We start from the raw sequence: 13140 nt of genomic DNA on the forward strand, positions 1-13140 counted from the left end.
CCGGGTTTTTCATTGGTTTCTTTTCCTATCATCATTAAAGAACGGGCAGCCGGCCTCAGATAATATCTAACGGCATCTTCCGCTTCGGCGCAGGAAATTCTTTTTCAATGAGCTGCAGCTCTTCTTCAGAAAGCTTTATCGATGCGGCATCTATATTTTCCTGAATATGCTTTTTATCACTGGATTGCGGGATAGCCAGTACATCATCGTGACGAATCGTCCATGCCAGCATCACCTGAAATACAGTTGCATCATGATGCTTTGCTATCTTTTGCAGGACTTTGTTCGATGTGATTTTATCGCCTCTCGTATCCCCTTGCGCAGTTGGGGAATAGGCAATGGTTGGCAATCCCTTTTCTCTCTGCATCGGCAGTAAACCATATTCAATCCCTCTGCTCGCTATATTATATAATACTTGATTCGCAGTACTGTTTTCCCCGCCAGCAGTCTGCCTCATTTCTTCAACGTCTTTTGTATCGAAATTGGAAACACCCCACGCACGAATGCGCCCGTCCTTTACATACTTTTCAAGCGATTCGATTGTTTCCTCCAGTGGTGTACTGCTTTTCCAATGCAATAAATATAAATCCAGATAATCTGTACCTAGCCGTTTCAATGAATTCTCCAGCGAGCGCTCCAAATCCGGCTCCTGTGCATGAAACGGATAGAACTTGGAAATCAGGTAAATATCCTCCCTCTTTACATCTTGAATCGCCTCGCCAATAAGGTTTTCTGAATTTCCTTCCCCGTACATTTCCGCCGTATCAATTACTTCAATGCCGCTTTCCATTCCGTATCTTAGGGCTTCTATTTCTTGCTTCCTTTTTTCTGGATAATCTCCCATATGCCAGGTTCCCATTCCAATTGGAAACAATTCTTTTTTTCCTAATTGAACCATTCAGCAGCACCTCTTTTCGCTTTCGTTTATTTTTAATATTCCCTTATGAAAATGCAAATAAACGACGAAGCATCTTGCTTCCGCCGAGAGTTATCAGACTTACAGTTTTTTATACTATTCCTTATTAAAAATATAACCATTCTATCTGTTAGATAATTAATTTGTGTTATAATAGTTGCATCAATAAGCTGGCTTCACATGAGGGTTATGGTAGCACTTGTCGTCCTGTCGGTAGTCTTTATTAGGAGACTTCCTAGGGAGGGAGGTGTTTGCCTATGGATCTAGAAAGCGTGTTAACGCTAATGATATCTTTTGGGATGTTAATAGCGTTCATCATGTCTGATAAAGACCATAAAAAATAATCCCTCATGCCTTGTCGTAGGAAAGTGAGGGATTATTTTTCCCGCTACCTAGCCCCTCTTGATGGGGTTCAGTCTATTGTGACCGTTTCATGTACCAGCATGGAACGGTCTTTTAATTATATGTCTTTCTACTGATAGTATACCCTATTTACATATTTAAAAACAAGTCATTTTCACATGAATAACCTTATTACTATGGAAGCGAAATAAATTCAGTTCTTCGGGTTAAAATGAATCTATCGCTCAAAGTTAGACGTGATTATCCTTATATTTATCTTCCAACACCCAACGCTTCCTTCGCCATCTGCTCATATTCCTCCACACCAGAAACAATCGCAAACTCCGCAATCGCTACAGCATACGCAGCATCCAGCTCTATGATATGCTCCTTCATTCTTGGCCAGTAAATACCTCCAGCTTCTTTATAGTGATGAAGAAGCTTCTCCAGCGCATCTTCTCCAAATGCTTTATATTGGAAGACAAAATCATTGGAAACATCTGTTACTTTCGCTTCTGTCCAGTCAATTAAACCAATAACCCTTGAATCGTTATCGATCATCATATGGCCGGCATGCATATCACCATGCATCAATCCTGTTTGCTTTGGCCATACTTCATCATTATTCAACCAGTCCTGCCAGCGATTCCAAAGGGCATCAGCCACGCCAAAATGTTTCTTTACCTTTTCCATTCGTTCTTTCATGGAGGCCTTTGCTTCCTCTGCCGTTTGGACAGGAATTCCAGCTTTTTCTGCGTCTTTTACAGGAACTGTGTGTAAAGATGCTAAAACCGCTCCCTGGCTCTGGTGAAAGGCTTCAGGTATGTTTTCAATATCCATTTCCCAGACATAGTTTTGAATTTCTGGATCAATCGTGCCTGCTGGAACCCCGCTCAATTTTTTATAGGCGATTACATCCTCTTCATAAATGGACCAGACAGGAACCTGAAAGGATACATGCTGATGAACGAACGCTAACACTTTCCCTTCATCGACTGTTCTTCCCATCACATCATCGCGTCTCGGTATTCTTAAGACCCATTCCGCTCCATCTGAATCCTCTGCAAAAGCAGCGAGAAAATCCAATCCGGATTCATTAAAGCGGATAGAATCCTCTTTCAATTCTAACCCGTATTTGTGAGCTAATTCTGATACAGTTTGTTTATCCACATCTGCCACATCCTTCTTTTTATTCTACTTTTATACATGCCCGTCAGTGAAGAATACTCTTAAAACTAAAAAAGCAGGGGCAGACAGATTCCACCCCTACACTTACCTTTAACCGTATAGGGATTCTAAAAAAAGATAGACCAATCCTTCATCTGGGCACATATCGTGTCTCGAGTCTGAAGCTTCTGCATTAGCGATGCAAAGATTGGTTATCGATCAAAAGAATCCCTCCTCCCTATTAATTACATTCATCCTAGCATAACGATGGTTGATTCGCAACATCCTCCCTGACGTATTGATTTATGCTTGCATAGCAAAAGCGAGCTGCCATAACTTCCATGGACAGCCCGCTTTTCATTTAAATAATTTTATCAATCAAACCGTATTCTTTTGCCTCTTCTGCACTTAAGAAATAATCTCTTTCTGTATCCGCCTCCACCTTCTCCACAGGCTGGCCGGAATGCTGCGCAATAATATGATTCAATTTTTCCCGGAGCTTGATAATCCGCTTCGCTGAAATATCAATTTCGGTCGCTTGCCCGCGCGCTCCTCCAAGCGGCTGATGAAGCATAATTTCACTGTTTGGAAGTGCAAAACGTTTCACTTTCGTTCCAGACAGCAATAGCAATGCTCCCATCGAAGCAGCTAAACCTGTGCAGATCGTACGCACATCTGGTTTTATAAACTGCATCGTATCAAAAATGGCAAAGCCTGCAGAAGTAGAGCCTCCTGGACTGTTGATATACACAGAAATATCCTTTTCTGCATCCTCCGCAGCTAAAAATAACAGCTGTGCAACAATACTGTTTGCCATCTGGTCATTCACTTCATCACTAATCATAATAATCCGGTCCTTTAACAACCTGGAAAAGATATCATAAGACCGCTCACTACGGCCTGACTGTTCAATAACATAAAGAACTGTATTCATCTGCATCCTCCCTGTAAACGCATGAATAATGACAGACTACGCTGCCAACGAGAGAGCGCAAGAAGAAGGGCGATGTGTTTGATGACGCAATTTATGTGCCGGATAACCTGACATAAAGATGCCTGGAATCAACTCCATTAATTTAGCAGGATCATTTGCTTTAATAACATAAACAACTACTTGAACAAAGCTTTCTGCGGTATTCTCATAAGCGATTTCATCGGCGGAAACCAACGCTTCTTCCTCTTTCATGTTCTGTATCTGTTTTCTAGCCCTGTTCAACATCGCCTTTACTGCTGTATCAGACATACCGCAATTCTCAGCAATTTCGTTGATCTGATATTGGAAGACATCCTTCAACAGAAACACCATACATTGTTTCACTGTCATGAAAGAAAGCAGTTTTGTCACCAACGCCTCGATTTCCTCATAATGACTTTCTTGTTCTGATTTCTCTTTCACGACATGCTCTGTTTCAGCTGTTTTCCTTCGCTTTGTATCAATCCAGACATGATAAGCTATTTTCTTCAGCAACGTAACATTCCAGGAACTCGGGTCTCCATAGCTTATCAGTGCTTTCTTCAGACTTTCCTGCACTAATTCTTCTCCATCCCACTTGTTTGGAGACAGGAAAAAGCAGTAATGGGAAAGCTGAGGATACACCGTGTGAACGATTATATCTTCTTCATTTCGATTTGTGCTAGGCCTAGCGCACATGCCACTCACTCCTTTTACGCTTCTCAATAATATAAACGATTTTCTACGGTAAAAAGATACGGGGGATTTAAATTTTTTTCTTCTCTAACTAATCTTATTCTATATTTTTGTGATGAAATGTAAAACTTCAATCTATTTCCCATAAAAAAGCCTTTGACATTCTTATCATATTGAGGTAAGTTACTAATACACGAACATTAAACAAAGAAAACAATTTAACATTCGTATTTTGATTATCCATATAAAGTTGGAAATATGGTCCAAAAGTTTCTACCAAACTACCGTAAATGGTTTGACTATGGAAAATCACAAATGATCAATCAGATAAGAATTATCTTTTTCATCTAACAGGTAGTCGTTGCTGATAAAATAATGGATGCTTTTCATTCTTTTTCAGCATCGGAAGCGTCCCCTTCTCAGGAAATCTGCCGAAGTGCGTGTTCTAACCTGTTTACGTTGGTCTTTTTTGTGTTTTTCATATGCCAAACTGGAACGCTAGTAGAAGAAGCTTACTAGCGTTTTTTTATTTGCATCAGCATTGATTTGGCATTACATCTAAGGAGGAAAACACACTATGGAGAAAGCACCTCAAAAAACAACGATCATTGGACATCTCAAGGAAAATTACCGGCTCTATGCGATTGCATTTGGCATAGTCCTTATCGCTGAACTTATCGGGACAATCCAATTTAATGTCGGTTCAGCATTAATCGTGCTTTATCCCATGTTATTCGCCATTATTATCAGTATCCTATTCGGTAAAGATGTACTCAAATTCCTTAAAAAGAAAGAAGCAAAAAAAGCATCGCAGCTCGTTCTTGTTGCCATCTCTCCATTTATGGCAAAAATCGGGGTCATGGCAGGGTCTAACCTCCCTGAGCTTGTTAACGTTGGCCCGGCACTCGTTTTTCAGGAATTCGGAACCATTGGAACGATGTTATTTGCTCTTCCAATTGCGCTGCTCCTTGGTCTTAAAAGAGAATCCATCGGCGCAACAAGCTCTACCAACCGTGATAAGGATTATGGACTGATTTGCAGTAAGTATGGAGCAAACTCTCCCGAAGCCCGCGGCTCCCTTTCTATCTATATTATTGGATTTCTGATTGGTACAACCTATCTTGGTTTATTAGCAAGTATTGTTGCATCATTTGATTTCTTCCACCCATTAGCCTTGGCAATGGCATGCGGTATCGGCAGCGGTGTAATGATGGCCGCCGCCTCCAGTACGCTGGCGACCATTTATCCGGCCTATGCGGATCAAATCATCATGCTGGCCGGGATGAGTGATATGCTATCAGCAATTACCGGAATTTACTTTACGCTGTTTATTTCCTTGCCGCTTGTCAACAAAATGTATGGCTGGTTAGAGCCTAAAATTGGACGTCGAAATAAAAATCACAGCCCTAAAACATCTGTAGAAAGCAGGATTTCACAATGAATATGAGCATGAAAGACTGGACGATTTCCCTTTTATTCACATCCGTCCTGACAACCATTATTGCGAACTTTTTTCAAAATGATATTTCCATTTTAGAGTCCATTCCTGGTGTATTGATTTTATCCAGCATTGCATTTATCGGTATATTCATCGCCAAGCTCATTCCTTTAAAAATACCTGCCGTGGTGTACGTTGCTTTAACTGGTTTACTGTTAGCCAGCCCGATTTCACCGATTTCGGACCCGATTATTTACTATACCTCTTTAATTTCTTTTACAGCACCCATCACTGTTGTGGGTACACTGGCTGGAATCGGACTTGATTTCAAAGCATTTATGAGTCAAAGCTGGAAAATGGTCATTATCGCCGTATTTGTATTTACTGGAACTTTCCTGCTTCAAGCAGTCTTTGCTCAAGTATTTTTAACAGTTACAAACGCTTTTTAAGCTAAAAGAAAACTTAAAAATCTATTTACACTTATACTAACAATGTTGAGAAGGCTGTTCACACAGTCTTTTTCAACGTGTCCTAAAGGAGAAATAACAATGCATGCAGATATACTGATTAAAAACTGTTCTATGTTAACCCCCAATTTTGAAGTAATTCACGAGCAACATATCGTTATCAAGGATCAAAAGATTATTGCTATCGAAAAAGAACTTACACAAACCTATGATGCGAAAGAAACCATAGACGGAAAAGGTAAACTTGTCATGCCAGGTTTGATTGATGCACATACGCATACAAATCAACAGCTTCTGCGGGGCAGAATTTCAGATGAATATCCAATGATTTGGACACGTATCATGGTTCCATTTGAAAGTAACCTCCGGGAAGAAGATGTAGCAATCAGCGCAGAACTGAGCTGCTTAGAAATGCTGAAGGCTGGTACGACAGGCTTTGTTGATGCAGGCGGAAGCTATATGCACAAGGTGGCAGAAGCTGTGGAAGCCTCTGGATTACGCGGTGTGCTTACCTGCTCTACAATGGATACAGGCGCCGCCATTCCAGAATCGATGAAAACAACGATGGAACATAATATTCAAAGAAATACAGACCTGTTTGATGCTTATCATGGAAAAGCAGATGGACGAATCCACGTGTGGTATTCTTTACGATCGCTTATTACCTGTACACCTGAATTAATTCAGAAGGTCTATGAAACAGCAAATGCAGCCGGAACAGGCATGCAGACACATATGAATGAATATCCAAATGAAATCAGCTATTGCTTAGAAAACTTTCAAATGCGTCCATATGAATATTTAGAATCATTAGGCGTGCTGGACGAAAATTTCTTAGGTGCGCACAGTATCCTCTTATCCGAGAATGAGATGGATCTCATTCAGAAATACGACAGTAAGGTAGCTCACAGCCCTATCAGTAATGCAGGAAAAGGATTTACCAAGTCTCCAAGCCTCATGCAAAAGGGCGTAAGTATTGGCTTAGGAACAGACGGCTCTGCCCATTCCGGATTAAGCTTATTCGATCAAATGAAGGTTTTCAAATCCCTCATGCGCGCTTTTTGGGGCGTTCCGATTTTTGATCCGGTTGTGATGCCATCTAAAAATATTCTGGAGATGGCGACACTTGGCGGTGCAAAAGCCATGCTGCAGGAGGAACAGTTTGGAAGTATTGAAGTCGGCAAAAAAGCGGATATGATTTTAATCAATACCGATCAGCCACATATCGAACCGACCCACCAGCTGACAAATACATTAATTGAATCCGCGAACAGCAATGACGTTGCAGATGTGATTGTAAATGGGCGTATTTTAATGAAAAATAGAGAAGTATTGACTCTGGATGAAGAAAGAATAAAATATGAAAGTAAAAAAGCTATGGACGATCTCATCGTTCGTGCTAAAATTTAGATATTGTACCAAAGCATACGAGCGGTTTAACAGCGTCATGTTGAAGCGCTCTTCTCCTTGTTTGTATGAGGAGCTCCCTCCCGCATTCAGGAAGAAAAGTTATTAGAGAGTTGAGGTCACTTCCATGTTAACGTTTTTTATTGTATTTATAGCAAATTTAATTATCGGCGTATTAGTAGGCCTCTCCGGCGTTTCCGGTTTTCTGCTGCCAATTATTTATGTCGGTTTGTTAGGTCTTCCCGTATATGACTCCCTGGCGCTCAGCTTTCTGGCATTTCTCGTCGCAGGCGTTATCGGGGCCTATTCCTACTGGAAGCTGAAATATATGGATTTTAAATTAGCACTTTATTTGAGCATCGGTAGCCTCCCTGGGGCCTTCCTCGGTGTACAAATCAATGTGCTTATTTCCGAAACCCTGGCGAAGCTGCTGCTTTACTTGTTTGTTCTGTTCGCCGGCCTTTCGATTATACTTAAGAAAAACAAAGCTGCCTCTGCCAACGAAGCAGACGACAGCAAATCACTTATTTTACGGCAGCCAGTGTGGATTATACTGCTCGGGATTCTGACCGCAGCCATTTGCGCTTTAACAGGTGCAGGCGGTCCGATTTTAGTTGTACCATTGCTCGCAAGCCTTGGTGTAAATATCCGGACAGCAGTCGGCGTAGGACTGTTAAACTCCGTTATCATTGCTATTCCATCTATATTTGGCTATTTCACATATGCAAGTATCGATAAGATGCATTTGTTCATTATCTTTAGTCTAATTGGGACAACGATTGGTATCTTAGCCGGGTCCCGCCTTACCAACAAGGTTCCTGTGGACCAATTGAAAATCTTTATCGCTGTGATTACCATTATTTCTTCTGTTTATATGCTTGGCAGTTTAGCATTTGGAGGCTAAAAAAGCGAACCTGCGCGAGGTTCGCTTTTTTATATTTTAAAATAAAATTATTCATGGGGTGCTTGCAACACCAATCGAGCATTCCTTGTCTCCAAGGATGCATAATCTCGGGGATACCTTACCAGAGAAGCCATGCAAGGGAAGCAATTAAAGAGATGATGTTTGGGGACTTTGATTGGGTAGAAGAAGAGACCTTTGGTGAGGAGGTCCCTTCTTCTATGTATTTAAAGACGGAGAGACATTTCTTCTTTTTACTACTTTTATTATCTCTTATCCCAATTTCATTCTTTTCAAACCATGCATCACGCTACTATTCTCTTTTCCAAAATAATCATGCACATCAAGATAGTATTGGTAAAGTTCATCATAAAGCTGTACGTTTTCTGGAATTGGCGTAAACACTTCTTCTTTTACTTTCGCCATTTTTTCAGCAGCTTCAAAAATGGTATCATAGCCGCCATTCTCCCCTCCGGCTGCAACACTTGCATACATAGCTGCTCCAAGCGCAGTAGTTTGACTGGAATCTGGTATTTTAATTTCTCTATTAATTACATCCGCATAGATTTGCATGAGCAATCTATTTCTTTGCGGCAATCCGCCACTTGCAAAAATTTCATTTACTTTAATACCGGCTTGGAGATACCCTTCAATAATTCTCTTTGTTCCAAAGGCCGTAGATTCCAATAAGGACCGGTATATTTCTTCTGGTTTGGTGGCTAGTGTCAAACCGACAATTATCCCAGATAAATGAGCATCGACCAAAACAGAACGGTTCCCATTCCACCAGTCCAAAGCTATCAGACCAGATTGCCCCGGTTTATAAATTGACGCTTTTTCCTCCAATAATGCATGTACATTCGTTTCCTGTTCCTTTGCCTCTTGTAAAATATAGCTTGGAACTGCATGGTCCACATACCAGGCAAATGAATCTCCTACAGCCACCTGCCCTGTCTCATAACTAACGTAACCTGGAATAATCCCGTCTTCTACAATCCCGCATACACCTTCGATTTTCTCTTCTTTATCAGCAATCAACATATGACAAGTAGACGTCCCCATTGCCATCACAAACTGTCCAGGATGCACCGCACCAACTGCAGCTACGCCGGCATGCGCATCAATAATTCCTACGGCAATAGAAGTTCCTGGGAGGAGACCGATTTTCTCTGCCATTTCTTCTGTCAGTGCTCCTGCTTTTCCTCCAATGGATTGAACTTCCCCCCGCATTTTTGTTTCTAAAACACCTTCCAATCTAGCATCTAACATGCTAAAAAAAGATGCTTCCGGATAACCATTTTTCTTGCTCCAGAATCCTTTATAACCACAGGTATTACTGCTTCGTATTAGTTTTCCTGTTAATTTAGAAGTAATCCAATCGCATGCTTCCATAAATAAATCTGTTTTTTCATAGATTTCAGGAGCCTCTTTAACAATTTGCAATATTTTAGGAAACATCCATTCCGAAGAAATTTTTCCGCCATATAAGCTTAAGAAATCTTCATCTTGCTCTTTTGCAAGCTGTGTTATTTCATCTGCTTCTTTTTGCGCCGCATGATGCTTCCATAACTTCACCCAGCTATGCGGGTTACTTTCCCACTCCTGTTGAAAACATAACGGTTCCCCTGCTTGATCTAATGGTAAGATAGTAGATGATGTAAAATCTATTCCTACCCCAATAATATCTCTTTTTTCAATCTGCGCCTTTTCAATTACTTGCGGTATAGATTGATAGAGCACATCTAAATAATCTCCAGGATGCTGCAATGCCCAGTCCTGCGGAAGCATTTTCCCATTTGGCAGACTTTCATCTAAAACACCATGTTTATAATGCGTAACATGTGTGGCAATCTCTTCTCCGTTCTGTACATCCACTAAGAGAACTCTGCCTGATTCTGTCCCAAAATCAACACCGATGGTATATTTTCGTGACAAGCCTTTCCCCTCCTTCATCGCTGCATTAAGCTTAAAATGATTTATCATTACTTATATAAAGGTCCATAAGTTTGACAAGCGCGATAATCGGCTCCTGTAAAGTCTCCACTCCCAAACGCACCCCAAACACTAGGACGGAAAATACGACTTTCATCTACATTATGCATCGAAACTGGAATCCGAAGCATTGAAGCTAACGTGATGAAATCATCGCCAATATGTCCGTAGCTTACTGCACAGTGATTGGACCCCCAATTGTACATAACGGAATAAACATCTTTAAATGCACCTTCTCCTGTTAGTTTAGGAACAAACCAGGTCGTTGGCCAAGTAGAATCTGTTCTTTGATCTAACACATCATGTACATCTTGTTCTAGCTCTACACTATAACCTTCCGCAAGTTGTAGAACAGGTCCAAGCCCATCAATGATATTGATTCGTGCAATCGTTACAGGCATACCGCCTTTAGTTGTGTAATCCGTCGAAAAACCTCCTCCGGGGAAGAAATCAACGGCTTGGCACCATTTTGTTGCATCCAGACATTTATTGACCTCTTCCTCTGAAATTTCCCAAAATGGTTTCATGGCAGGTGTACCATCTTTTTCTTGCTGTCCTGTTCCGTCCAAAGCTGCTGGTCCAGAGTTCAGCAAATGTATGATTCCATTTGATGCTGCCCCTGTTAATTCTTTACCCGTTACACGTTGAACAGCCTCCGGACTCCAATAAGTGCGAACATCCGCAAATATTTGTGCTGCATTTGTCAACAAATGTCCAAACAGCATCGTAATTCCATTTAATGTATCATTTTCCGTTGCCATCATAAATGGCTCTCTTATTCCATTCCAATCGAAGGACGAATTTAAAATTGCCTCCATAAAGTCGCCAGTTGGCATAAAATCTGTCCATGCCCGCTGTCCCTGGAAACCGGCTGCAATCGCATTATGTCCTAATGCAGCTTCCCCAAAGCCCTTCTCGGCTAGTTTTGGGTTTCCAACCATAAGGTCTCTTGCAATAAGTGCCATTTTGACAACGGTTTTCCAATCCTCTTCTTTTTGTTCTTCCGTTCGTTGTGCCTCTGGTAAATTCGTATTTTCTCCTTCTTGACAATTTTCCCGTACCCACGTATAAGCTAACTCATATTCTTCTTCATCATAAATTTCATTCTGTAATCTTCTTATGATTTCACTCATATCTACGTATTCATTTCTCATTCCTAGATATTCCTGGAAAAAGTCTTCGATGACGATACTGCTTGCTATCCCCATTGATACCGAACCGATGGAAAGATATGATTTATCCCGAATCGTTGTGACTGCAAGCGCAGCTTTGGAAAACTGTAATAATTTCGTTTGTACATCTTCAGGAACGGAAGAATCACTCATCTCTTGTACATCTCGGCCATAAATATTGAATACTGGCAAGCCCTTTTGATTATGCGCAGAAGAGGCAGCCGCTAAATAGACAGCTCCTGGTCTTTCCGTACCATTAAATCCCCATATTGCTTTAATCGTATGAGGGTCTTGATCCATTGTTTCTGTTGGATAACACCAGGAGGGAGAAACGGTAATCGTTACGGCAACCCCTTCTTTCTTAAACTTTTCTTGTGCTTGAGCTGCTTCTACAACGCCGCCAATGGTCGTATCTGCAATGACACATTCTACCGGAGATCCATCTGGATAACGTAACTGCTCCTTTAGAAGACTTGCCACACTTGTTGCCATTTTCATTGTAACCTCTTCTAAAGATTCTCGAATTCCACCTTGCCGACCATCAATGACAGGACGAATCCCAATTTTGGGAAATTCTCCCACCCATCTTTTTCCGGTGCTTTTAGAAAGATTGTCTTTGTTTGTTAACATGTTCATTCCTCCCGTTTTTCTTCTTTTTTGAACCTGATTACTTTAAGAAAATGATTAAATCACTCAACCTGCCAAATCCTTTATATTTTGAGAGAATAAAGTATTTTTAAATCTAAATGGAATCTTACCATTACCTATTTTGTATAAAATCCATTTGATATTCAGAGGATAAAGATCGAAGTTGCTGGACTTCCAGTTTATCCGTAGGTGTAAGTGACACAAGACTTGTACGTGTTGTAGTTGTCCATGAAAGTCCCTCTAATTGCAGAAAATACTTTGCATTTTTTGGATAATTTTTACTTTCTATCAAAGCAGACATACTCAGGAAATTCTGTAATGTTTCTGCTCTCTGAGGCTCTTGTTTAAACTTAGATACTAGCCATGCATATAAATCAGGCTGAAAGTTCGCCATTACGCCACTATATCCAGCCACTCCTGCCTGCAGCGTTTCTAATAATGTAGCCGTATTCGCATTATAGATTTTTAATTTTGTATTCCTTACAGCTTTCAGTTTTTCTTCTATTTGTTCTCGATCACAGCAGGTATCTTTTAAGAAATAAAAACGCCCAGTAAGTGCAAGCTCTCTCAAAAGATTTGGTGAAATTAAACGTTTATATGGTTTGGGGCATTCGTAAAATCCTAATGGGATATCCGCAGGTACTTGTTCTATTAATTTATAAATGTTTTCACGGAATACATCTTCATCATCATGTTCATCAACAAGCCTGTTTGTAATCAAAATGACTGCATCTACTCCAGTTGCAGCCATCTTATTGATTTGTATTACTTGCTCTTCCAATGCAGATGCAGTGTGACCAGAGGCAATAACAGGAACTCTGCCAGCAGCTTTTTCTTTAACAAAAGAAGCAATCTGTAAACTTTCTTCTTCAGTTAAAAAAAACATTTCACTAGATTGACAAACTGCAAATAAACCATCAACTCCTTTTTTTATATACCAATTAACTAATTCTTCAAGCGCAGGATAATCAATCTGATTATCTTTCGTAAAGGGGGTAAGCATTACTGGCCATACACCACCTGGAAATTGTTCACTCATTCT

The 13140-nt window shown here is 40.6% G+C and carries 11 protein-coding genes and 1 riboswitch; of the genes, 4 read left to right on the plus strand and 7 right to left on the minus strand.

The features are described 5' to 3' along the window. Positions 1-55: 55 nt before the first annotated feature. From ACZSMY_RS16475 to ACZSMY_RS16490, 4 genes are all read right to left on the minus strand, one after another. On the minus strand, positions 56-898 hold the full coding sequence (locus tag ACZSMY_RS16475; RefSeq protein ID WP_193064444.1) for an aldo/keto reductase: 843 nt from the start codon (positions 896-898) through the stop codon (positions 56-58). Positions 899-1531: 633 nt separating this feature from the next. After that, on the minus strand, positions 1532-2428 hold the full coding sequence (locus ACZSMY_RS16480; protein ID WP_368901025.1) for a macrolide 2'-phosphotransferase: 897 nt from the start codon (positions 2426-2428) through the stop codon (positions 1532-1534). Positions 2429-2786: 358 nt separating this feature from the next. Then, complete coding sequence (gene clpP / locus ACZSMY_RS16485) at positions 2787-3359, minus strand: ATP-dependent Clp endopeptidase proteolytic subunit ClpP (RefSeq protein ID WP_465147984.1); 573 nt, start codon at positions 3357-3359, stop codon at positions 2787-2789. A 36-nt stretch (positions 3360-3395) separates the two neighbouring features. Next, entirely contained in the window at positions 3396-4076 is a 681-nt protein-coding gene (locus tag ACZSMY_RS16490; RefSeq protein WP_256705323.1) for a sigma factor-like helix-turn-helix DNA-binding protein, read from the minus strand. Positions 4077-4293: 217 nt separating this feature from the next. After that, positions 4294-4395: riboswitch (purine riboswitch) on the plus strand. A gap of 255 nt (positions 4396-4650) precedes the next feature. Between ACZSMY_RS16490 and ACZSMY_RS16495 the strand changes: the two genes are divergently transcribed. From ACZSMY_RS16495 to ACZSMY_RS16510, 4 genes are all read left to right on the plus strand, one after another. Then, positions 4651-5514: a DUF3100 domain-containing protein gene (locus ACZSMY_RS16495; protein ID WP_332094048.1), complete on the plus strand. Its 864-nt coding sequence runs from the start codon at positions 4651-4653 to the stop codon at positions 5512-5514. Then, a complete protein-coding gene (locus ACZSMY_RS16500) occupies positions 5511-5960 on the plus strand; it encodes a hypothetical protein (RefSeq protein WP_332094047.1) in 450 nt (149 codons plus the stop codon). Before ACZSMY_RS16495 ends, ACZSMY_RS16500 begins: the two co-directional genes overlap by 4 nt. Before the next feature lie 99 nt (positions 5961-6059). Further along, positions 6060-7388, plus strand: a complete 1329-nt coding sequence (locus ACZSMY_RS16505) for an amidohydrolase family protein (protein WP_465147985.1) — start codon at positions 6060-6062, stop codon at positions 7386-7388. Between the two features lie 124 nt (positions 7389-7512). Next, positions 7513-8289 (plus strand): sulfite exporter TauE/SafE family protein, encoded by a 777-nt coding sequence (locus tag ACZSMY_RS16510; RefSeq protein ID WP_465147986.1) that lies wholly within the window; start codon positions 7513-7515, stop codon positions 8287-8289. Positions 8290-8559: 270 nt separating this feature from the next. Here ACZSMY_RS16510 and ACZSMY_RS16515 read toward each other — a convergent pair whose 3' ends face one another. From ACZSMY_RS16515 to ACZSMY_RS16525, 3 genes are all read right to left on the minus strand, one after another. Continuing rightward, entirely contained in the window at positions 8560-10221 is a 1662-nt protein-coding gene (locus ACZSMY_RS16515; protein ID WP_465147987.1) for a ribulokinase, read from the minus strand. A 47-nt stretch (positions 10222-10268) separates the two neighbouring features. Next, on the minus strand, positions 10269-12080 hold the full coding sequence (locus ACZSMY_RS16520; RefSeq protein ID WP_368901027.1) for an L-fucose isomerase: 1812 nt from the start codon (positions 12078-12080) through the stop codon (positions 10269-10271). A 130-nt stretch (positions 12081-12210) separates the two neighbouring features. Beyond that, complete coding sequence (locus ACZSMY_RS16525; protein ID WP_465147988.1) at positions 12211-13137, minus strand: dihydrodipicolinate synthase family protein; 927 nt, start codon at positions 13135-13137, stop codon at positions 12211-12213. Between the last annotated feature and the right edge of the window lie 3 nt (positions 13138-13140).

The sequence above is a fragment of the Oceanobacillus sp. B139/18 genome (assembly GCF_055524595.1).